This window comes from Gottfriedia sp. NPDC056225, from assembly GCF_042267765.1.
Taxonomy (GTDB): Bacteria; Bacillota; Bacilli; order Bacillales; family Bacillaceae_G; genus Gottfriedia.
The window spans coordinates 23,864-45,201 of record NZ_JBHJTJ010000009.1; the positions used below are offsets into that span (position 1 = coordinate 23,864).

A 21,338-nucleotide genomic window follows, 5' to 3' on the forward strand; every position below is an offset into this window, starting at 1 on the left:
AAATAACATTTTATTTAAACTATAAAATAAATGGTGAATTTTTCGGTTTATCGTCTAAAAAAAGTTAAAAAAGTTAGAAGAAATAGTTAAGGGAAAGTAGTTTAAATAAAATTTGAAGAGTTAAAAACCGTTGGCTGCACTAATAAAAAATCAAAATCTGGGAATAAAGATCAAAATGCAATTAATAATAGAGAATCTGGTTTTAAAATAAGTAAAACTGCAATTAATTTCACTAGAAGCTATTAAAACACCCCTTAAAATCAACGTTGCCCAGGCTATGGGTATTTCAACATCTACTTTAAGGGGTGTAATCTACATTTATGTGCTTTTTTTAGTTACAACATATAGTCACGTCAATACTAGACCTGTGCTATCTTAGAAAATTATATAAAACAAAATGATCTTTTAAACTTGATCTTCTTAACGCCGTTTTATCAGTTAGACTCATGATATCCAATTTTTTTTAATAAGTGGATTAAGAAATTCTTTTCTTCATTTGAAAGATCACTCATTTGTTCATGTAAGAATTTTTCATGTATAGGAAAAATTTCTTCCATTAATTTATTTCCACTTTCAGTTATTTCCGCATAGATTACTCTGCGATCTGCGCTACAAGGATTTCTATAAACTAGTCCTTTTTTCTCAAGTTTATCTACAACGTATGTAATACTTCCACTTGCTATTAATATTTTTTCACCAATATGTTGAAGCGGTTGATTTCCTTTGTGATACAGTAGTTCTAATACTGCAAATTCAGTTGGATTCAAATTAAAGCTAGCAATTGATTTGTTAGCTGAATCATTGATTTTTCTATGTGCACGCGATAATACAATAAATAGTTTTAAAGAAAGCTCTATATCTTCTCTATTTGTTTCTTCCATAATAATACCCCTTCAATTTCGTTTACGTTTCGGATTCTATTTTTATTTTATACTGATTAACCTTTTTTAAGTTTATTTCATTGAAAATGATTTATTTACGCTTAGTAGTTTTTTTTGGTATGAAATAATTAACTCGTCCAATTCTTGACTGGCTTTTAAGGTCAAATGCTCATTCAAACCTTTAGTTTCCGCAAAAAATACCATTTCTTCTCTTTTTATGGAAATAGATAATAATAAATGGCTGAGTTGATATTCATTCATTAGACTAAATTCCCTTCTACAGGATGATTTAATTACACGTATTATGTCTTTCTTTTTTTTTATTATTATTCATTCTATCTAAAATAGATAAAATATGAAACCTACTAAGCAAAATTACCTAGTAGGTCTATTTTTGTTTATGTATTACCACTTATATTAATAAATTTGACGATTTTTTATTAAATCCTGCTTAAGTTAATTATTTTTGAATTAATATCAAAAAAGACTTTACTTTATCTACTATTATAAAATAAAAAAGCCGAAATGTAATGGAAATTATTTACCATTACTAATTCAGCTTTTTCATTTCTAATTAATTGCCTGCTTTTATTTTATGGCCTTGGATCATCATTAATTTAACTTTATAGCTAATTAGAAATTCTATTCCTTCTAACCATTTCTTCGTTTCTAGGGGATTTCTTCCCCAAACGGTTATCCCATGATTTCTAACTAGAACTGCCCCAAAGTCATTTGTTAAAAAAGGTGTATAAGCACGGTTAAAAGATTCCATATCTTGAGCATTTTCAATGATCGGAACGGTTATTTTATTTTCAAAATATGAGCTCGTTAATATATGAATCATTTCGTTATTTTCAAGCTCAACCTGTCCTTCATCACCAAATAATTCAGAAATAACATTATTATCTACAGTATGTACATGCAACACACAAGTAGCAGCTGTTTTTTCATAAATATTTGCATGAATCAATGTTTCAAGTGATGGTTTTAATACCGTATCAAATACAGGCTCACCTAAATTATTAACAACGATAAATTCTTCATCACAACGTGCTCTTTTATCCTTCTCATCTGCTGTTACAAGAAACAATAATGGGTCGTCTGAAATTTTCATTGATAGGTTCCCGCTCGTTCCATAAAACCAATCTCTTTTTGCCAAATCACATTTAATATTTGCAAGCTTTTTCCATTGTTCTAAAAATAAACTCATATCTACACCTCCACTTATTTAGACTATCTATTTGGACAACGTTAAAAATTCAAACTATTCTTACTATTTATTAAAATTATGTCATGTGTCGGTCTTCATTGTCAATAGTTCTAAGTAAATGAACGAACATCAATTTTCTACATCTTTTATGGTTTTTTGATAGAACTTATTGATTTAATACTTTTTTTACATCTTGATTTGACAGTACTCCAATTTTATTACACAAATACGTGAAAAATACTATTTTTCTACTCATTTGCTTATCCTTTCTTTCCCTAAGGAAACTTTTTTGTATTTAGTAAATTATATGTCTTATTAGTAATAAATGTGAAGAATATCTTCTCTAGAACCGATTAGTATTTAGAGAACAAAACTAACTTTCGTTAATTCAATTCATACTTTTAAAATGCGTTTTTGAGATGTTTTGCATTTATTTCATTATTTAGGTCATTCCCACTCTTTCATAATTTAGTAATCTTACTATTTTATGATAAAATAAATCGAAAATATTTTAGAATGAGGTATTTTAATGAACATTGTTTTGGCAACATTAAATGCAAAATATATTCATACTAATTTAGGTATTCGTTACATTAAGGCTTATGCACAACCTGAATACGATATCGAACTAGCAGAATATACGATTAAAGATCCAAGTCTTAATATCATTACAGACTTATATAAGCGTAAACCAACTATTCTTGGTTTTAGTTGTTATATTTGGAATATTGAACAAACAATTGAAGTCGTCCGAATGTATAAAAAAATTGATCCTACTGTTACGATCTTTGTTGGTGGACCTGAAGTAAGCTATGATGTGAACTATTGGCTAGACAGAGTCAAAGAAATTGATGTCATAACAATTGGTGAAGGTGAAATTACTGTAAAGAAATTAATTCAGGCCATTGATAATGGAGATGATTTCACTTCAATAAATGGCATTGGTTATCGAGATGAAGGTAAAAATATTATCAAACCACAAACTGAAAAGATTGATTTAACAACAATTCCTTCGCCTTATCGATTTAAAGAAGATTTACCATTTTTAGGTAAAAGGATTCAATACATCGAAACAAGCCGAGGCTGTCCTTTTAATTGTCAATTTTGTTTATCTTCTATTGAAGTAGGAGTTCGATACTTTAATCGAGAGGTCATTAAAGATGATATACGTTATCTTATGGCAAACGGAGCAAAAGTTTTTAAGTTCGTAGATCGAACTTTTAATATTAGTCGTAGTTATGCTATGGATATGTTTCAATTTTTAATTGATGAACATTTGGAAGGAACCGTATTTCAATTTGAGATTACTGGGGATATTATGCGTCCAGAGGTCATCGAATTTTTAAATGATAATGCACCTAAAGGACTATTCCGATTTGAAATTGGAGTTCAATCAACAAATGATGCTACAAATGAATTAGTAATGAGAAGACAGAATTTCGAGAAACTTTGTCGAACGGTCACACTAGTTCGAGATGGAGAAAAAATAGATCAACATTTGGATTTAATAGCTGGTTTACCTGAAGAAGATTACAATTCATTTCGTCAAACTTTCAATGATGTATTTGAATTAAGACCAGAAGAACTGCAACTAGGTTTCTTAAAAATGCTAAGAGGTACTGGCGTACGCTTAAGAGCTCATGAGCATGATTATGTCTATATGGATTATGCTCCGTATGAAGTGTTAGGTAATAACGTCCTTTCATTCGATGATATTGTAAAAATAAAACAAGTTGAAGACGTACTTGAAAAATATTGGAATGATCATCGAACAAATAATACAATAGAATATTTAATTAAAAATGAATTCGAAAGTCCGTTTGATTTCTTCCAATTATTCGGTTCATTCTGGGAGGAACGCGGTTGGTCTAGAATCGGGCATCAGCTTGAAGATTTGTTTAAACGATTAAATGAATTTTTAACTCATTATCAAATTAAAAATGATCCAATCGTGAAAGATATTATGAAGGTTGATTATTACTTAAACCATAAATACAAACCTCGTAAACCTTGGTGGGACGAAGTAACTACTCAAGACTATTCGAAAGATATTTATAAGCGAATTATCGAAGATCCTGAACAACTTGGTTCAAATTTTATTAAACTTAGCTTAAACGAAAAAGAAATTTATAAACACACAATAATTGAACCTTTATCATTTGATGTAGAACATTTCTTATTGACTGGAGAATATCGAACTGGTAAATATGCAATGTTAATTTATTTCTCACCAAAAACATTATCACCTTCATTTTATAAAATTGAAGCATAATTAAGCTGAAATATTTCAGGCGAGATAAGGATGCGCTGTTCTCTACAGAAGGAAACATCCGAAAGTAGAAATCGAAGAAGTACTTCTATATTTTGAACATACTTTACGTTTTTAGCCAATAGAAAAGGCTGTTGATTTTTTCGACAGCCTTCTTTTGTATTGATTTCACTAATTAGCAAATAATAATTTGTAAATAGAGGTGATATTAATATGAAAAGAAAAAAAGACAATACTGAAATCGACTCACCAGTAATGCAAGACACAATACCACATATATCAAATTTCCCATCTTTTAAGGGAACAAACATTAAAATGGAGGAACCATTTGTTAATTCAAAGGGTGTAGTTATCGGCGACAGTAAATATAGTTCTCCTAACTCTCCATTAAATAATTGGTCAGAAGATGTAGATCCTTCAGTTATGGCAGGTGACGAATGGGTTCATCCTACAAATGATATTGGATGGGCAACTGCAGAAAACGCTGCACTTCTAGAATCGAAAAAGCGTGAACCAACAAAACAATTTATGCATCCGCAACATGAAACTAGGGACTGATTAATTGGATAAACTCAAGTATAAAGAAAGAAAAGGGTAAAGGGAAAACCTTTATCCTTACTTTGCGTTTTAAAATAAAGCTATATTGATTTTGCCCTTTTTTTGGGCTAGTAGTGTATGTAACTGGGCTCTATGATGTGTGAAGTGAACTAGAATTTCTAATAGCCATTCAAATCTAGAGTATTTTAATCCCCAATATGAAGTAACTTCTTCAAATAAATCCTGTCTATTCATTTTCAAATAGTGTTCATTTAAATCATGTAAATTTTTTTGTAATAATTTTTTCATTTCAATTAAAGATGTACATTGGACTTCGGTATAATATACTACCATCGCCTCTTGACTTACTCCACTCATAATTTTCAAATCAGCACCTATTAACTCACACAAATGCTGTGCTAACTCCCCAATCGATTTCTTATCATCAATCGGTCTGAAATTTAAATCTTCTTCAGTTATTAACTCAATCATTTCAAAAACAGTCTTTACACTTAAACTTAACTGATTAATTACATTTTCTACATACATTTTTAAGACTTGGTAAAGGTTAGGTATTTTGATTTCTTCACCAGTCCATTCCCTCCTTAACATAAGCTCTATTCTCCCATGCCCTCTGTCCTTATTTTGTCATAGAATCATGTCCTTCTGAATAAATTTGTACAGTAGAGGAGGGATTATTATGAGAACACTTGCTTGGCATGAGACCTTAGAGTTGCACGAAATCGTAGCAACTACAACTTACTTTTTATTTAAACTTAAAACAAATATAAAAAATGTTTCAGATGCAGGATTAAAAGAATTATATAAAACATCCATTACTACTTTTGAAAATAACTTACGTGACTTACTTAAATTTATGACCAACATTACAATTGGAGAAAGAGATGCAGCAAGTGATAAATTAGCGAGTGAAATGAATGCAGAAGATTTATTATCTGCTACAAAAGTGTTAACTAAAATGTATGCAAATGCACTTACTGAAACAGCAACTCCTGATTTAAATAACACATTTGTTAAACAACTAGTAGCAGTAAATAATTTGCACACTCAAATTTTTACTTATTTATCAAAACAAGGTCAATATTCAGTATACAATATTAATAAACTAATCGAAAACGACGCTAAAAAGGCAATGGACGTATTAAAAATGCCATATTAAAAAATGGACGTTTTTTACGTCCATTTTTGTTTGCTCTTTAATCTTTATTGAAATTCTTATTATCTAAACAAGTGACCTTTTCAGCTGCTAGGTAATTATATCTTTTTGTATTTTCAACTAATTTTATTAAATTTAGATATGTTTGCTTTGCTCCTAATACAAGTAATGGAACTCCAATAAAATCTATATGCAAAAATCTTGATGTAAATCCACCTAAAGTCATCGCTAATGGTACTGTTGGCGATGAACTTGATAAAATAATTTTATCATCCTCATTTAATAAGATTTTCCCTAGAGTCTCTATAGCTGTCGGCACATTTTTAGTATATCTTTTTGCTACTGTATATACTTGATTCCCGTTTTCGTCTTCACCATGAAAAAATAGTTTTCCACCATCTTTTGGTTTTAGTTTATTGAATAAGTAAGTATTCTTTACTTCTTCCGTTGTTGGCTGGCGATCAAGTGGTAATTGTTTCAAGTGATATGCAGCAGCCAATGGTGAAGAATGTGTGCCCCCAAAACAGTAATAAATATAATATTTCATTCATCTCATCCTCAAATTTTGTTTTAATATGTATGTAAATGTAATTGCTTTGAATCCCATTCCGCAAAACATACTTCTTTCAGTGATAAATTTGACTCAGAAAGTTTTTTATGTACCCACTTTTCGTCTTTTTTCAATGAATTAAGTGCTCTTTCTATAATTTGCCCATCACTAATGACGACGACAGGTAAAAATTCTTTTTCCATCTGAATTTTCAAATCTTGTTTAGTAGGCGTATCGAAATTGGATTTCTTTAAGACACTGATTGTTCCGTCATTTTCTAAAATAGCATACGCAACTTCACTAACTGAAAAAGTATCTTTCGCTCTTAATAATTGCATCAATTGATCCGTATCTAAACGATTTCTTTTCAATTCTTTCCATTGAATTGCTCCGTGCTTAATTACGACTGCAGCATCACCTTCTAAGAACTTTCTAGCTCTTCGTGACTTTTGAGTAATGATTTCGGTAACTAAGATTAGAGCTCCCCACGTAAAAATACTAAATAAAATTCTTGGGAGATTTGCTTCCTTGTCATATATTCCATCTCCTAGTATATTTCCTAGCACTAGAGATGATATCAAATCAAATGGTGTTATTTGTGTTATTTGTGTTTTTCCATTAATTTTAACTACGATAAAAAGTGCTATATATCCGAAAAATAATTCACTAAACATTTCATGATAGCTCATGTAATACACTCCTATATTTTTCTTACTACTTTTGACTATTTATAGTTTTAATAGATAACTTGAAAAAATTCCAAATAAATCAATTTTCCATATAAAGATGTGCGTCAGGATGAGAGCCAACCGTAATTAGATCCTTTAATATTTTTGCCAATACATAGCTATATACAGTTCCATTACCTCCATACGCCATTAAAAACAAACAGTTTGGATATTCATTGTATTCTCTAATCATTGGTAAGCCGGAATGCGTTCCTCCAAATGCGCCTGTCCAATAAAATTCCGCTTTTGCATCTTTATGATGTGGAAATAACTCTACTAAATTTTTTATAAGCTGCTCTTTTTTATGAAATAACATTGATTCACGCTTTTCTGGTATGATTGTAGGTTCATCAAGACCGCCAACAATAATTCTTCCATCAACAGTTGTGCGCAAGTAAAGATATGGCCTTGCAGTCTCCCAAATTAAGCAGTCTTCATACCATGCATTACTATTTTCAAGTAACGGCTGTGTTGCAATTGCAAATGTCGAAGTCAAGACTGCATTTTTTTCACTTTTTACTTCTAGAGATTCATAACCTCCAGCAAAAATAACTTTTTTAGCACGAATCGTATGTTTAGTGTTCGTAAAAAGTTGGACACCTTCCTTTGAACCAATGATCCGCGTTACTTCGGTATCAGAGTATGCCTTTAACCCTCGCTTCATAGCATATAAAAGTAAGCCATGGGCACATTTATACGGATTAACTTCAGCGTCATCACCAGTGAAAAGTGCAAGTTCCTTTGTAAAATTAAACTTCTCTTTTATTTGGGCTTTTGTAAATAACTCAGCATTAAATCCATGTTCCGTTAACACCTTATACTCTAATTCAATATTTTCTTTTCCGTCTAAATCACTTGCATAATATAAACTTTTTCTTTTTATAAAATCTGGATCAATTTCAATTTTTTTTGACATTTTTTCAATTCCTTTTATAGCTTCAACACATAATTGATAATGACGAACGGCTTTTTCTCTTCCAAAAGAGTTAATAAATGAATTTAATGATTTATCGTTTGTATATTGTAGTAGTCCGGTATTCGCACTTGTACTTCCATGAGCAACTTTTCGTTTATCTAGTAATACTACTTTTGCTCCTGTTTGACTTAGGAAATACGCGGATAAGCCACCTGACTCACCACTTCCTACTATTACAAAATCACATACTAGATCCTCATCTAGTGATTTAATATTATCTAATTCTGGGTGCGAATTAATGTAAGTTGTTGGCCAATATAAAACACCGCTAATACTTTTCACATGTCTACTCCTTTCATTAATCATTATTTAAGGTAGTTTTTGTCAGTTGAATGAAAAAAATCCCACTTTTTTCAAAGTGAGATTTTTTTAAGCTAAATTTAATTTTTTATGATCTTTCAGCTAACCATTTTCCAATTGTCGGATATGTTGTTTTTAGAGAAACTGGTCCAAACATAATTGAAACATGGCCAGATGGAATCGATACATATTGCTTATCTACGCTAGAAATATGCTCATTTAGAGCTTCTACTTGGCATGGCATTGCAATATGGTCTTTAGTTGCAGATATATTTAATACATTAGCTTGTATGTTTGATACATCTACTTTTCTACCTCTAATTTCAAGTTCACCATTCAATAATTTGTTTTGTTGATAAAATTCACGAATCCATTGACGATATGATTCACCTGGGAAAGGAATACCGTCTGCAACCCATTTTTGCATTAACTGCCACGACTTAATAAATCTTGTATTATCAGATCGATCTAATAAAGTTACATAAGGCCCAACGAAATTAGTAATTGGTTTTAACATTTTATTACCAAAGTCAATCATTTCAGGTGGTATATTTCCTAATGTGTCGACAGCTTTATCTAATGCAAAGTATTTTTCATTTAAAAACGATCCATATAATCCAGTTTCTGAAAAATCAAATGGACTAGTTACGAATATTAAGTTTTTAATTGGTGCATTTTCATAAAGAGATGCGTAAATACTAGTTAAAGTGCCGCCCATACAATAACCTAATAATGATATTTCCTCTGCACCTGAAAAACGAAGAACGCGATTTACAGCTTTCGCAATATAATCATGAATGAAATCGTCAAATTTCAAATGTCGGTCTTCATAACCAAAAGTACCCCAGTCTAATAAATAAACATCAAATCCTTCATTAACAAGATATTCTACAAAAGAATTACCTTTCGTTAAATCAAGGATATAAGGCTTATTAATTAGCGCATAAATAAGTAAGATCGGAGTCTTTTTTACTTTTTTTGAAGTAGTTGGTATATAATGATACAATTTACTCTTATTTTTAGTCCAAATGACTTCTTTAGGAGATTGACCTACTAGTGGCTCCCCTTCTTTTATAAGAATATCTGCAGTTTTCTTCAATCTTTTATATGATTCTTTTAATCCGCTTGGAAGTGATTCCGTAGCTTCTTCTAACTTTTGTGAACTAATCACACTATTCCCCCCTTTTGATAAAGTTCATCTATATATAAGACTTAAACGTAAAGTCCGCCATTTACATTTATTTGTTGACCAGTGATGTACTCGCCGCCTTCGCATAAGTAAACTACTGCTTTAGCAATTTCCTCAACTGTACCAAATCTTCTTTTTGGTATTTTAGATTTAATTTGTTCTTTTACATTTTCTGGTATTTCGTTTACCATATCCGTTTCAATAAATCCTGGACATACAGAATTTACTGTAACATTTGATTTTGCTAATTCAAGAGCTAATGATTTAGTAAATCCGATCATTCCGGCTTTTGCAGCAGAATAGTTTGTTTGACCAAAACCACCCGATTGACCAATAACTGATGAGATATTAATGATGCGAGCATTATCAGATTCTAATAAGTGTGGTAAAGCAGAATTACATGTGTTATAAACACTGCTTAAGTTTACATCAATAACCTCATGCCAATCTTCCGCACTTAGCTTTTTGAAACTACGATCTCTAGTGATTCCGGCATTGTTTACAATAATGTCTAAACGACCAAAATGCTCAACTGTACGATCAATTAATGCTTTCGCTTGATCTAATTCAGCAACATTAGCTTGAACTGCTAATGCCTCATAACCATTTTCAAAAAGTTCGTCTACAACTGCTTTTGCGTGTGCTTCACTATTATTATAATTGATTACAACTTTTGCACCTTTCTCTGCTAAAGCGAATGCTATACCTTTTCCTATTCCTTTTGCTCCACCTGTTACGATCGCTACACGATTTACTAAATCCATTAATCATTTCTCCTTTTTTAACTAATTATTGTTTTGTTGTTGTTGTTGTTAATTGCTTTAAAAGTTGTTCAATGTTTGACATTGAAGACTTTAATTCACTAACTTGTTGATGGATTGATTTGGTTTCAGCTTTCACTTTTGTAAGATCTCGTTTTAATGCAACAATGTCTAACTCTTTTTTCAATGCTGTTACATCTAGCTCTGGTTGCGTATTTAAGTATAATTGGTCCTCTAATGTATCAACTTTTGATTCTAAATTAATCACTAAGCTAGCTACATTTGCGATATCTTCTTTTGAAGCGATATTCGAAGCCTCTAAGAAAGTTTTCGACTGATCATTCATCATTTTTTTACAAAATAGATTAAAATCTAGTACAGAACCCATCCACTCAGAAAATTCTTCTTTATGAACATGATCGTTCATCATTTTTCCCCAGTATTTTTCATTAACATCATACATTTGCTTCCACATTTTTAATGGATCTGAATAATTTTGCTCTGACATCTAAATCCCCCTCACTCATTTAAGTATAGAAAACATTTCGACAACAAAACAATCCAATATTTTCGTGATATTTCTACATTTTTGTCGAAATTTGTTTTTTAATATTCATTATATTTAAAATACATTGACAATAAATTTAACTAAGTGTAAATTACACCTAAGGGATGATTCCTTACTACGATATAGGAGGGAACGATACTTTATGACAACAAATGAAAATGATACAAGTAAAAAAACAAAACAGGAAACTTCCAACAATCTTACATTGCCAAAAAACTTCTTAGTTCCCTTTCTACTTCTAAGCCTTAAGCAATGGAACATGCATGGCTATAAATTAATGCAAGTATTATTTGATTTAGGTTTTACTACGCTTGATTCGAGTAATGTGTATCGAATTCTGAGACAACTCGAAAAAGAAAGTTATATTAAATCTAGTTGGGAAAATGGACTCGATGGTCCAGCAAAACGAATTTATTCAATTACTGATGCTGGTGAGGAATATTTAAAAACATGCCATAGTTCATTTACTCAATATAATCAAATGCTCCAAACATTTTTTTCAATTTACACAAATTCCTTCTTTCCTTTTAGCAGCTCTGATGAAAGTTTTAAAAATGATTGAAATTGCAGCAATGCATTCAATAATAAATTTTTTTGGAGGAAATACTAATGACTGAAAAAACAATCGAATTACAAACAGAACTTGCAACTGAGAATTTTCAAAAGATGCTTCAATACTTACTAGATAACCAATTACAAATTCAACAATGGACAGAGTCTTTATTTCAAGAACAAGCAAAGCAATGGAAAACATTAAATGAGCAAGTACAACTTCAACAACAAGAATCTTATGAACAATTTCAAGAAATGATCAAATTACTAAATGAAATTAAACCAACAATGACTCAAGAGACATTTGAGAAAAATTGGAAAAAATTATTTGAACAATTTACTCCATTCCAATCATTATGGTCAAACTTTAATCAAAATCCATATCAACCATTTTTTCAAGCTATGAGTACTTTTTCAAATCAACAACAACAACTTTTTCAACAATTTTTCAAACAACCATTAAATAGCACACCTTTCACTGCTTGGACGAATATGTATCAACAGTTCCAAAAAACTCAAGAAGATTGGTTAAAAAACATTCAAGAATTTTCTTTCTCAAAACTATAAAATTTTTAACGATTTTCTTGAATAGCTAGTTATTTCATCAAGGAGAGGATGAAACAAAATGAATATTTTCGAAAGTGCAAGACATGTACAGGAAGTTCATTTTGACTCCATATCAGTTGGTGATGAAGCTACTCTGGAAGTAAAAATTACGGCAGAGTTAATTGAACAATTTGCTGCAATTTCAACAGATGTTAATCCAATTCACTTATTAGATGATTTTGCTGAAGAAAGCATCTTTAAAGAAAGAATTGCACATGGCATGTTGATTTGCAGCTTTATTTCCTCAGTACTAGGTACTAAACTACCCGGCAAAAACACCATCTACCTATCTCAAGAAGTATTTTTCAAAGCACCAGTTAAAATTAATGACACAATTAAAGTAATCGTCAGTGTAATAAGCAAACGAGATGATAAAAAATTACTAACCCTTCAAACGAATGTATATAATCAGGATAATATACTTGTTGTGGAAGGATCAGCTGTTGTTAAAAAGTTAACTTAAACCTAATATGACTGTATTTACCAAGCATGATAAAATCCTAAATGTAAAAAATATAATTGTAAGCTACTACTTACAGAAAGGGAGATTATCATGACAAGATCAAATAAATTATTAGTTCCAGGTGTAGAGCAAGCACTAGATCAATTTAAATATGAAATTGCTAATGAATTCGGAGTAACTTTGGGTTCAGATACAACTGCACGCTCTAATGGTTCAGTTGGTGGCGAAATTACAAAACGTTTAATTGCTCAAGCGCAAAGTCATTTAAAGGGTCAATGATTTAAAGAAATAACAAACTATATAAAATGGCTTAATATAGGGGAAGAATTAATTCTTCCCTTTTTATTTTTAAATTTATTGGAAGAAAATAGCAATATTTATCTTAACTAGTTGTATAGACAAGTTGGACCTTTTAAGTTAATATTGAAAGCGTAATCATTATAATAATTTTCGGAGGGAAAATAATATGCTTAGTTTTTTACAACGTATTGGTAAAGCATTAATGCTTCCAATAGCTGTCCTTCCAGCTGCGGGTCTTTTACTGCGCTTTGGACAACCCGATTTACTAGACATTCCGTTTATGGCGGCTGCTGGTAATGCAATTTTCTCAAATCTTCCATTAATCTTTGCTATCGGTGTTGCAATTGGTATTTCAAAGGATGGAAATGGGGCAGCTGGTCTTGCAGGTGCAATCGGTTACTTCGTATTAACTGCAGGAACAACTACTATTAATAAAGATATAAACATGGCTGCCCTTGGTGGTATTATTACTGGGGTTGTAGCTGGTCTGCTTTACAACAGATTTAGTGGTATTAAATTACCTGAATGGTTAGGATTCTTTAGTGGACGACGATTCGTTCCAATCATAACGTCGGCTACTATGCTGATATTAGCAGGAATATTTGGTTATGTATGGCCAACAATTCAAGATGCAATTAACTCTGTTGGTAACTGGATTATTGATATCGGTCCAATCGGAGCTGCAGTATTTGGTTTCTTAAACCGTATTTTAATTCCATTAGGTTTACATCACGTATTAAATACAATTTTCTGGTTCAACTTAGGTGACTTTACTGATGCTGCTGGTAAATTAGTTCACGGTGACTTAAACAGATTCTTCGCTGGTGACAACACTGCTGGTGCATTCATGACTGGTTTCTTCCCAATTATGATGTTTGGTCTTCCTGCTGCTGCGTTTGCAATGATCGCTGCTGCAAAACCTGAAAAACGTAAAACTGTTGCAGGTATGTTTATCGGACTTGCTTTAACATCATTCTTAACTGGTATTACTGAACCAATTGAATTTGCATTCATGTTCATTGCTCCAGTACTATATACATTCCATGCAATCTTAACAGGTTTATCAATGGGTCTTGTAAATGCTTTAGGAATTAAAGATGGATTTACATTCTCAGCTGGTTTCATGGACTACATTCTGAACTACAATATCGCAACTAAACCTATACTATTACTCCTAATCGGTTTAATCTTTGGTGTAATTTACTTTGTCGTGTTCTACTTTGCAATTAAGAAATTTAACATTAAAACACCTGGTCGTGAAGACGATGAAGTTGAAACTGATGAAGTAACAACTGAAATTGGTGATTCTTTATACCTACAAGCTTTAGGTGGAAAAGAAAACTTAACAAATATTGATAACTGTACAACTCGTTTACGCTTACAAGTAAAAGATGCTTCTAAAGTAAATGAAGCACTTCTTAAAAAAGCTGGTGCACGTGGAGTTATTAAATTAGATGATAAAAACGTTCAAGTAGTTGTAGGTACAAACGTAGAGTTTGTTGCTGAAGACTTAAAGAAAGAAGTTAAATAATTGATCAAAAAGCTTGTCCAATTGGGCAAGCTTTTTTGTTGTTTCATGTATTTAAAATTAAGCAATTAAATCAGAGTATATAAGACGTGAGATTAAGACCTTGTGTTTTTTATTTGATTTTGTTACTTATAAAGGATTGATTCGTTAGATAAGAGTTTCTATAGGGGCATGGGTAACTTTTAAAGCAAGTTGCTGCGATCTACTCATAAAGTGTTCACGAGTTAAAAAACATAAATGTTTATTTTTCAAATAAAAAGTAAAAGGACACTATCATAACTAGTGTCCTTTCATGAATAACTGATTTTTGTAATTTTAATCTTTTGTTTCGTTTCTTCTATTATATGTGCATTAATTGCACTCTCCATTTTATGTACACCAAATACATCATCACTGTGTAGATTTATGTGCTGGACATAGTAACCTTCTTCAAAAAACCTTTTTATAAAGTCTAATCCAGTTTCTTTTCTAAAACCTAAGTTATAATCTAATGAAATTTGTTCAAAATGTTGATATTTGCATTGCTTTAATGCTTCTTCAACGGATTTTGCCAATATAAAGCTGTGTGGCACAGGTCTAGTATCATCTACAAATAATTTCAAATCCATCACCTACAATACGTATTTTACAGAATGATTACAATCGTAACCGGATTAAAACAAAACTGGGTTTTCCTTCCTGTATTATAACGAGAAAATACGGTATTTTCTTAACTTCATATTTTTTTTATGGAAATTTTAAACAAAAAATCAAGTAAGTCTATAAATATTATTCTAGTAAAATAGTAGTCATAACAACGTTTTATTTTATTTCTGTAATAAGACTGGGCTACCAAAAAAATCCTCATTTTTAGCTCCCCATTATTTCCCATAATTATGTCATGCGTTTTCATGCTAAAGTATTACTTGTACAGCGAGACGATAACCAGACAAATGGAGGAGAAAGAACATGAAAAAAATCGTTACTTTATCAACTGTGGCTGCTACTCTACTAGTAGGTGCTCCTGTAGGTGCCGTAAATGCAGCAACTATTACTAAGGATACAAATACAACTAAATCATATACACAAAATATCAATTTAAATGATACTTTATTCAATTATTTTAATCTACCAAACTTATCAACTACTAATGGTACTATTAAAATTGATTTAAATAAATTATTATCTAGCAATGGTATTGATATGAAGCAAATTCAAGATGCTATTAAGCAACAATTAGGACAAGCTTCAACAACTAAGCCATCTAACCCAGGAACTGCAACAAAACCGACTGTTCCTACAACACCGGCTAAACCTGCAACACCTACAACAAAACCGACGGAACCAACTACACCATCTAAACCTACAACTCCGTCAACTGAAAAACCGTCAACACCGTCAACAGATACGTCATCTAATTCAGCATCATTATCAGCTTACGAATCAAAAGTAGTTGAATTAACAAATGCTGAACGTACTAAAGCTGGTTTAAAACCATTTACAGTTAATGCAACATTATCTAAAACTGCACGTTTAAAATCACAAGATATGACTGACAAAAATTATTTTGACCACAACTCTCCGACTTATGGATCACCATTTGATATGATGAAACAATTCGGAATCACTTATAGCTATGCAGCAGAAAACATTGCTAAAGGTCAAAAAACTCCTGAAGAAGTAGTTACTGCTTGGATGAACAGTGCTGGTCACCGTGCAAATATCTTAAATCCTAACTTAACTCAAATTGGTGTTGGTTATGATTCAAGATCAAATGCTTGGACTCAACAATTCATCGGTAAATAATAATTAGTATATAGTTTTTAAAAGTAGTCCGTAAATCGGACTACTTTTTTATTATACAAAAATAATTTAATTTTATTCAAAAACTTATTAACGTACAAACTTTTTTAACAAATTTTCCATTGAAGATGAATCAATTACATCAATTGCAGAATTATTTTTTCGAACCCCTGAACCAAAATGAATTTCTTCCACATTCGTATATTCGATGAAATCTGAAATATTTTCAATTGATAGGCCGCTTCCCGCTAAAATTTTTATATTCGAATTTTTTGTAAGTTCGACCATTTTTTTAATCGTTTCTTTTCCATCAATTGCACTATCAACACCGCCTGAAGTTAAAACATGTGTAATCTCTGGATATTGCATTAATGTATTAATGGCCTCTAGAATATGATCTGAATCATCAATCGCGCGATGAAACGTAAAATTCATATTTTTCACACGAGCTGTTACCTTCTTTAAAAGTACCTCATCTATTAAATTTTCTTCAGTTAAAGCTCCAAAAACAATCCCTGTAGCTCCAAGTTCTTTACATACTTCAATATCATTTAGGATGACTTCTTGATCATATGAATCATAAATAAAAGATCGACTATGTGGGCGAATCATAACATGAACGGGAATTGATACATTTTGTGTGACTTGCTTAATCGTAGCATAACTCGGTGTTAAACCACCCTCTTTTATTCCGGTAACTAGTTCGATTCGATTTGCACCAAACTTTTCTGCGTCTATCGCATCTTTTACAGTAGTTGCAATTACTTCTAATAACATTTAATTCATCTCACTTTTCGTTAATTATTTGCTGTATGTCCTTAGGAAATGGAATAGATATTGATACTATTTCATCTGTAAAAGGATGCTTTAACGACACATTGCTTGCGTGTAGTCCTTGACGATTTAATATTTTTTGTTTTCCACCATATAATTGATCTCCTACTAATGGATAACCTAAAAAACTTAAATGAACACGGATTTGATGTGTTCTTCCTGTATCTAAAAGACATTCTAAAACCGTTACATTTAGCTTTGAAATATACTTAATTTTTTTATAATGCGTAATGGCTTTATCACCTTTAGGTGAAACTCTTCTTCTTGTAGGATGATGTCTGTCTCTTCCAATGGCCTCATTAATTGTTCCATTTGGTAATTTGACGTTTCCTTCAACAATTGCTGTATATGTACGTTTTATTTTCCGCTGACTTAACATTGAATCTAGAATTGCACTACTCAAGGCATGTTTAGCGAATACGACTCCACCAGTAGTGTCTTTATCAAGACGATGGATATGTCGAACTTTAGTTTTCAAGCCTTTATTTTGAAAATGAAAGGCTACACCATTTGCTAATGTGTTTAATTGTCCTTTTTCATTTGGATGTGTGTCCATTCCATACGGTTTATTTACCACCAATAAATGTTCATCTTCAAAGCAAATATCGATTGATTGCTCTTGTGGAATAACACCATAATCTTCTTCTATAAACAATCGGATTTCAACAAGGTCACCACTCTTTAGTACCATATTCCAAGGCTTAGCTTCTCCATTTATCATACAGCCTTTTGCCATCCTTAATTCATGAAGCAACTTCTTTGGAAATTGCCATGCACTTTTCAAATACGATTCTACGGTTTGATTCTCATGCACTTTACTTATTTCAACCTTAAACCAAGGATTTTGATTCATAATTTCCATTACTAATCACCACTTTCAATATGGCTATTATACCAAAATAAGATTAGTCAAAAAAGGAGCACCCTTTCAGGTGCCCCTACATTTACTAATTATTTAACAGCCTTTAAAAGCATTCATATAAACTTCTTCTAATTCCTTTACTAGAGGTAGTTTTGGATTTGCAGTTGTGCATTGGTCTTCGAAAGCACGATCAGCTAAATATGCTACTTTTTCTTTAAATTCTTTTTCAGATACACCTTGTGATTCGATACTCATATTTATATTTAATTCCTTCGATAACTTAATGACTGCTGAGATTAGACTCTCAACGCCTTGTTCTGTTGTCGTAGCCGGAAGTCCTAAAAAGCGTGCAATTTCTGCATAGCGTTCATCTGCAATAAAATGCTTATATTTAGGGAAAGCAGTAAATTTAGTTGGTTTTTTGGCATTATATCCTATTACGTGTGGCATTAAGATCGCATTTGCTCTGCCATGTGGAATATGGAATTCCGCACCGATTTTATGAGCCAAGCTATGGTTAATTCCTAAAAATGCATTTGCAAATGCCATTCCCGCTATTGCTGATGCATTATGCATTTTTTCACGTGCTTCAGAATCATTTCCATCTTTATAAGCTCTAGGTAAATATTTAAATACTAATTTGATCGCTTGTAAAGCAAGTCCATCTGTATAATCATTCGCTAATACACTTACATAAGCCTCTATAGCATGTGTTAATACATCCATTCCTGTATCTGCAGTAATGCTTTTAGGAACTGTTGACACAAACTGAGGGTCAATAATTGCAACATCTGGTGTTAACTCATAATCCGCTAGAGGATATTTAATATTATTTGCTTTATCTGTAATTACAGCAAAAGGCGTTACTTCTGAGCCAGTACCTGAAGTAGTTGGAATCGCAACAAACTGAGCTTTTCGACCTAATTTTGGATATTTATAAGCTCTTTTTCGAATGTCTAAGAACTTTTGCTTAGGCCCTTCTAAAGTAGTTTCTGGATATTCAAAATACATCCACATCCCCTTAGCAGCATCCATTGCTGAACCGCCACCAAACGCAATGATTGTATCTGGTTCAAATGCCCTCATTCTGTCTGCACCCTTCATTACAGTAACATCTGAAGGATCTGGTTCTACATCTGAAAAGATTTCAATTTGAATATTTTCTTGTCTTTTTTCTAAATAATATTTAATCACATCAACATAACCAAGTTTGACCATTGCTTCGTCAGTTACAATAAATGCTTTTTTGACATTTGGCATTTTTTCTAAATACTGAGTTGAATATTTTTCAAAGTAAATTTTTGGTGGTAGCTTGACCCATTGCATATTCATATTTCTTCTTCCTAATTTTTTTATATTTAATAGATGAACTGTAGTTACGTTTGTTGATACAGAGTTCTTACCGTGCGATCCACATCCTAGTGTCAATGAAGGAATAAATGCATTATATAAATCACCAATTCCACCATGAGCTGAAGGAGCATTTGATATTACACGACATGCTTTCATTCTTAATCCAAATTCTTTTTGAATTTCTTCATTACTACTGTGAATAACTGCAGAATGTCCTAATCCACCAAGCTCTAACATTTCTTCACATCGTTTAAAGCCTTCTTCTTTGTCATTTACTTTTATTATTGCTAAAACTGGACTTAGTTTTTCTCTTGTTAAAGGTTCATTTGCACCTACATTGTCACATTCTACGATTAAAATTTTTGTATCCACCGGAACACTTACTCCAGCTAATTTCGCAATTTCATAAGCTGATTTACCGACAATGTCCCCATTAACAGCACAAGTTGCCTCGTTAATCACTAGCTTTTCTAATTTCTTTTTATCTTCTATTGTTGCAAAATAACAATTATTTGCTTCTAATTCGGCGTTTACCTCATCATAAATTTCTTCATCAACAATTACTGCTTGTTCAGATGCACAAATCATTCCATTATCAAATGTTTTTGAGAGAATTAGATCATTAACTGCACATTTGATTTCAGCAGATTTTTCAATATAGCAAGGTACATTTCCTGGTCCAACACCTAAAGCGGGCTTTCCTGTACTATAGGCTGATTTAACCATACCCGCTCCTCCAGTTGCTAATACAAGAGCTACTCCTACATGATTCATTAAACATTTTGTTGCTTCTATAGAGGGCACTTCAATCCATTGCACACAGTTCTCTGGTGCTCCAGCTTTAACTGCAGCATCACGTACTATTTTTGCTGCTTCTCTACTACAGTTTTGTGCTGAAGGATGGAATGCAAAAATAATTGGATTTCTAGTTTTAATTGCAATTATTGCTTTAAATAATGTTGTTGATGTTGGATTAGTTGTTGGAGTTACACCTGCAATTACACCAACAGGCTCTGCTATTTCAGTTATTCCTGTTTGCTGATCTTCACTTATGATTCCAACCGTTTTATTATCTTTTATTGAATTCCATATATATTCTGTTGCAAAAATATTTTTAATTATTTTATCCTCATAAACTCCACGGCCTGTTTCCTCAACTGCCATTTTTGCTAGTGGCATATGTTGATCCAAACCAGCTAGAACCATCGAATGTACGATTTCATTGATTTGATCTTGATTAAAACTTTCAAATTCCTTTAATGCTTTTTGTCCTTTTACTACTAATTCATTTACCATTTCAGAAGCGCTACTAATTTCATTTACAATTTTTTCTTGAACAGCCATTTGGCTCTCCTCCTCTGATGATGGACAATTATATCCAATTAGGATTTAATACGTCCCATTTATCAATTTAAATTGTGAAATATTTCACATTGTCGTTTACAAATATAATATATATCGTTTTCATTGAAAATGCTATGTCTATTTTGTGAAATATTTCACAATTTCTTGTGTTTTTATTTGGATTTTTCATTTTTTTCGTTTTTTATCCTATCTCTGGATTCATTCTTTGTAGATTTTTGTTAATTCTTTTCTTTTTTCAAATAATTTCGCATATGATAAAATTAAGAGTAAGTTCATTTGAACTTATTTTTCAACTGTTAGATTTTTCTAACAAAACTGGCAAAAAGGACGTGTAACCATGATTGCTCGAAGGAGCATTTGGCAACGTAAAGATTTATCCTACACTTAGCGGTTTTAATTTAGAGAACCAAAAGAACTCTAAAAATAAAACTGAAGGTAGGCGAAACTATGGTTGACAGGCGATTATGTTATTTCTTCAATGATATATAGCTTTGTAGTTAGAAAGACAAAAAACTAACTACGAGCTCTATATGTACGTAGTTAGTTT

23 protein-coding genes are annotated in these 21,338 nt (G+C 31.7%); 9 read left to right on the top strand and 14 right to left on the bottom strand.

The window, feature by feature from the left end; all coding sequences use genetic code 11:
- Positions 1 to 434 precede the first annotated feature (434 nt).
- The 3 genes from ACFCYN_RS08505 to mtnB all read right to left on the bottom strand — a co-directional run bounded on the left by ACFCYN_RS08505 (position 435) and on the right by mtnB (position 2,091).
- Positions 435 to 884 (bottom strand): MarR family winged helix-turn-helix transcriptional regulator, encoded by a 450-nt coding sequence (locus ACFCYN_RS08505; RefSeq protein WP_373604977.1) that lies wholly within the window; start codon positions 882 to 884, stop codon positions 435 to 437.
- A gap of 69 nt (positions 885 to 953) precedes the next feature.
- Positions 954 to 1,142, bottom strand: coding sequence for an aspartyl-phosphate phosphatase Spo0E family protein (locus tag ACFCYN_RS08510; RefSeq protein WP_172445394.1), 189 nt, complete (start codon positions 1,140 to 1,142; stop codon positions 954 to 956).
- 313 nt (positions 1,143 to 1,455) lie between these two features.
- Positions 1,456 to 2,091, bottom strand: coding sequence for a methylthioribulose 1-phosphate dehydratase (gene mtnB, locus ACFCYN_RS08515; RefSeq protein WP_098120538.1), 636 nt, complete (start codon positions 2,089 to 2,091; stop codon positions 1,456 to 1,458).
- A gap of 529 nt (positions 2,092 to 2,620) precedes the next feature.
- Between mtnB and ACFCYN_RS08520 the strand changes: the two genes are divergently transcribed.
- Both ACFCYN_RS08520 and ACFCYN_RS08525 read left to right on the top strand, forming a co-directional pair.
- Positions 2,621 to 4,363, top strand: a complete 1,743-nt coding sequence (locus ACFCYN_RS08520) for a B12-binding domain-containing radical SAM protein (protein ID WP_172445395.1) — start codon at positions 2,621 to 2,623, stop codon at positions 4,361 to 4,363.
- 210 nt (positions 4,364 to 4,573) lie between these two features.
- Complete coding sequence (locus tag ACFCYN_RS08525; protein ID WP_172445396.1) at positions 4,574 to 4,918, top strand: DUF3905 domain-containing protein; 345 nt, start codon at positions 4,574 to 4,576, stop codon at positions 4,916 to 4,918.
- A 69-nt stretch (positions 4,919 to 4,987) separates the two neighbouring features.
- Here ACFCYN_RS08525 and ACFCYN_RS08530 read toward each other — a convergent pair whose 3' ends face one another.
- Entirely contained in the window at positions 4,988 to 5,509 is a 522-nt protein-coding gene (locus tag ACFCYN_RS08530; protein WP_172445397.1) for a DinB family protein, read from the bottom strand.
- Positions 5,510 to 5,597: 88 nt separating this feature from the next.
- On the opposite strand from ACFCYN_RS08530, the gene ACFCYN_RS08535 reads away from it, so the two are divergent.
- The gene (locus ACFCYN_RS08535; RefSeq protein ID WP_172445398.1) at positions 5,598 to 6,077 is read left to right on the top strand and encodes a spore coat protein; all 480 of its coding nucleotides are present in this window, start codon (positions 5,598 to 5,600) and stop codon (positions 6,075 to 6,077) included.
- A 37-nt stretch (positions 6,078 to 6,114) separates the two neighbouring features.
- Here the strand turns inward: ACFCYN_RS08535 and ACFCYN_RS08540 are convergent, their stop codons facing one another.
- From ACFCYN_RS08540 to ACFCYN_RS08565, 6 genes are all read right to left on the bottom strand, one after another.
- Positions 6,115 to 6,621, bottom strand: a complete 507-nt coding sequence (locus tag ACFCYN_RS08540; protein ID WP_172445399.1) for a DUF3189 family protein — start codon at positions 6,619 to 6,621, stop codon at positions 6,115 to 6,117.
- A gap of 23 nt (positions 6,622 to 6,644) precedes the next feature.
- Entirely contained in the window at positions 6,645 to 7,313 is a 669-nt protein-coding gene (locus tag ACFCYN_RS08545; protein WP_375948732.1) for a DUF421 domain-containing protein, read from the bottom strand.
- Positions 7,314 to 7,392: 79 nt separating this feature from the next.
- Positions 7,393 to 8,610 carry an NAD(P)/FAD-dependent oxidoreductase gene (locus ACFCYN_RS08550; RefSeq protein ID WP_172445401.1) on the bottom strand — a complete coding sequence of 406 codons (1,218 nt, stop codon included), beginning with the start codon at positions 8,608 to 8,610 and terminating at the stop codon, positions 7,393 to 7,395.
- Positions 8,611 to 8,716: 106 nt separating this feature from the next.
- A complete protein-coding gene (phaC, locus tag ACFCYN_RS08555; RefSeq protein WP_172445402.1) occupies positions 8,717 to 9,799 on the bottom strand; it encodes a class III poly(R)-hydroxyalkanoic acid synthase subunit PhaC in 1,083 nt (360 codons plus the stop codon).
- Positions 9,800 to 9,840: 41 nt separating this feature from the next.
- Positions 9,841 to 10,581 (bottom strand): 3-oxoacyl-ACP reductase, encoded by a 741-nt coding sequence (locus tag ACFCYN_RS08560; RefSeq protein ID WP_172445403.1) that lies wholly within the window; start codon positions 10,579 to 10,581, stop codon positions 9,841 to 9,843.
- 25 nt (positions 10,582 to 10,606) lie between these two features.
- Complete coding sequence (locus ACFCYN_RS08565) at positions 10,607 to 11,086, bottom strand: DUF4349 domain-containing protein (protein ID WP_172445404.1); 480 nt, start codon at positions 11,084 to 11,086, stop codon at positions 10,607 to 10,609.
- A gap of 202 nt (positions 11,087 to 11,288) precedes the next feature.
- Between ACFCYN_RS08565 and phaQ the strand changes: the two genes are divergently transcribed.
- From phaQ to nagE, 5 genes are all read left to right on the top strand, one after another.
- Positions 11,289 to 11,708 (top strand): poly-beta-hydroxybutyrate-responsive repressor, encoded by a 420-nt coding sequence (gene phaQ, locus ACFCYN_RS08570; RefSeq protein ID WP_172445405.1) that lies wholly within the window; start codon positions 11,289 to 11,291, stop codon positions 11,706 to 11,708.
- A 47-nt stretch (positions 11,709 to 11,755) separates the two neighbouring features.
- Positions 11,756 to 12,265, top strand: a complete 510-nt coding sequence (locus tag ACFCYN_RS08575) for a hypothetical protein (protein WP_172445406.1) — start codon at positions 11,756 to 11,758, stop codon at positions 12,263 to 12,265.
- Between the two features lie 58 nt (positions 12,266 to 12,323).
- The gene (locus tag ACFCYN_RS08580; protein ID WP_172445407.1) at positions 12,324 to 12,767 is read left to right on the top strand and encodes a MaoC family dehydratase; all 444 of its coding nucleotides are present in this window, start codon (positions 12,324 to 12,326) and stop codon (positions 12,765 to 12,767) included.
- A 90-nt stretch (positions 12,768 to 12,857) separates the two neighbouring features.
- Positions 12,858 to 13,046: an alpha/beta-type small acid-soluble spore protein gene (locus ACFCYN_RS08585; protein WP_098120552.1), complete on the top strand. Its 189-nt coding sequence runs from the start codon at positions 12,858 to 12,860 to the stop codon at positions 13,044 to 13,046.
- 187 nt (positions 13,047 to 13,233) lie between these two features.
- Positions 13,234 to 14,598, top strand: coding sequence for an N-acetylglucosamine-specific PTS transporter subunit IIBC (gene nagE / locus ACFCYN_RS08590; protein WP_172445408.1), 1,365 nt, complete (start codon positions 13,234 to 13,236; stop codon positions 14,596 to 14,598).
- A gap of 287 nt (positions 14,599 to 14,885) precedes the next feature.
- Here the strand turns inward: nagE and ACFCYN_RS08595 are convergent, their stop codons facing one another.
- On the bottom strand, positions 14,886 to 15,197 hold the full coding sequence (locus tag ACFCYN_RS08595; protein WP_375948735.1) for a cyclic-phosphate processing receiver domain-containing protein: 312 nt from the start codon (positions 15,195 to 15,197) through the stop codon (positions 14,886 to 14,888).
- Between the two features lie 346 nt (positions 15,198 to 15,543).
- Here ACFCYN_RS08595 and ACFCYN_RS08600 point away from each other — a divergent pair, with 346 nt between their 5' ends.
- Positions 15,544 to 16,380, top strand: coding sequence for a CAP domain-containing protein (locus ACFCYN_RS08600; RefSeq protein ID WP_375948737.1), 837 nt, complete (start codon positions 15,544 to 15,546; stop codon positions 16,378 to 16,380).
- An 87-nt stretch (positions 16,381 to 16,467) separates the two neighbouring features.
- Here the strand turns inward: ACFCYN_RS08600 and ACFCYN_RS08605 are convergent, their stop codons facing one another.
- From ACFCYN_RS08605 to adhE, 3 genes are all read right to left on the bottom strand, one after another.
- Positions 16,468 to 17,154, bottom strand: a complete 687-nt coding sequence (locus tag ACFCYN_RS08605; protein ID WP_172445410.1) for a copper homeostasis protein CutC — start codon at positions 17,152 to 17,154, stop codon at positions 16,468 to 16,470.
- A 10-nt stretch (positions 17,155 to 17,164) separates the two neighbouring features.
- The gene (locus ACFCYN_RS08610; protein WP_375948739.1) at positions 17,165 to 18,073 is read right to left on the bottom strand and encodes an RluA family pseudouridine synthase; all 909 of its coding nucleotides are present in this window, start codon (positions 18,071 to 18,073) and stop codon (positions 17,165 to 17,167) included.
- A gap of 93 nt (positions 18,074 to 18,166) precedes the next feature.
- Positions 18,167 to 20,770 carry a bifunctional acetaldehyde-CoA/alcohol dehydrogenase gene (adhE, locus tag ACFCYN_RS08615; protein WP_375948741.1) on the bottom strand — a complete coding sequence of 868 codons (2,604 nt, stop codon included), beginning with the start codon at positions 20,768 to 20,770 and terminating at the stop codon, positions 18,167 to 18,169.
- Between the last annotated feature and the right edge of the window lie 568 nt (positions 20,771 to 21,338).

Excerpts from the sequence above, each read along its gene's own strand:
- ACFCYN_RS08535 (WP_172445398.1), top strand. The coding sequence starts at position 5,598 with ATGAGAACACTTGCTTGGCATGAGACCTTAGAGTTGCACGAAATCGTA.
- ACFCYN_RS08510 (WP_172445394.1), bottom strand. The coding sequence starts at position 1,142 with ATGAATGAATATCAACTCAGCCATTTATTATTATCTATTTCCATAAAA.
- ACFCYN_RS08525 (WP_172445396.1), top strand. The coding sequence starts at position 4,574 with ATGAAAAGAAAAAAAGACAATACTGAAATCGACTCACCAGTAATGCAA.
- ACFCYN_RS08540 (WP_172445399.1), bottom strand. The coding sequence starts at position 6,621 with ATGAAATATTATATTTATTACTGTTTTGGGGGCACACATTCTTCACCA.
- ACFCYN_RS08605 (WP_172445410.1), bottom strand. The coding sequence starts at position 17,154 with ATGTTATTAGAAGTAATTGCAACTACTGTAAAAGATGCGATAGACGCA.
- ACFCYN_RS08600 (WP_375948737.1), top strand. The coding sequence starts at position 15,544 with ATGAAAAAAATCGTTACTTTATCAACTGTGGCTGCTACTCTACTAGTA.
- ACFCYN_RS08575 (WP_172445406.1), top strand. The coding sequence starts at position 11,756 with ATGACTGAAAAAACAATCGAATTACAAACAGAACTTGCAACTGAGAAT.
- adhE (WP_375948741.1), bottom strand. The coding sequence starts at position 20,770 with ATGGCTGTTCAAGAAAAAATTGTAAATGAAATTAGTAGCGCTTCTGAA.
- ACFCYN_RS08560 (WP_172445403.1), bottom strand. The coding sequence starts at position 10,581 with ATGGATTTAGTAAATCGTGTAGCGATCGTAACAGGTGGAGCAAAAGGA.
- ACFCYN_RS08565 (WP_172445404.1), bottom strand. The coding sequence starts at position 11,086 with ATGTCAGAGCAAAATTATTCAGATCCATTAAAAATGTGGAAGCAAATG.
- ACFCYN_RS08610 (WP_375948739.1), bottom strand. The coding sequence starts at position 18,073 with ATGGAAATTATGAATCAAAATCCTTGGTTTAAGGTTGAAATAAGTAAA.
- ACFCYN_RS08530 (WP_172445397.1), bottom strand. The coding sequence starts at position 5,509 with ATGTTAAGGAGGGAATGGACTGGTGAAGAAATCAAAATACCTAACCTT.
- ACFCYN_RS08520 (WP_172445395.1), top strand. The coding sequence starts at position 2,621 with ATGAACATTGTTTTGGCAACATTAAATGCAAAATATATTCATACTAAT.
- mtnB (WP_098120538.1), bottom strand. The coding sequence starts at position 2,091 with ATGAGTTTATTTTTAGAACAATGGAAAAAGCTTGCAAATATTAAATGT.
- ACFCYN_RS08580 (WP_172445407.1), top strand. The coding sequence starts at position 12,324 with ATGAATATTTTCGAAAGTGCAAGACATGTACAGGAAGTTCATTTTGAC.
- ACFCYN_RS08585 (WP_098120552.1), top strand. The coding sequence starts at position 12,858 with ATGACAAGATCAAATAAATTATTAGTTCCAGGTGTAGAGCAAGCACTA.
- phaQ (WP_172445405.1), top strand. The coding sequence starts at position 11,289 with ATGACAACAAATGAAAATGATACAAGTAAAAAAACAAAACAGGAAACT.
- ACFCYN_RS08545 (WP_375948732.1), bottom strand. The coding sequence starts at position 7,313 with ATGAGCTATCATGAAATGTTTAGTGAATTATTTTTCGGATATATAGCA.
- nagE (WP_172445408.1), top strand. The coding sequence starts at position 13,234 with ATGCTTAGTTTTTTACAACGTATTGGTAAAGCATTAATGCTTCCAATA.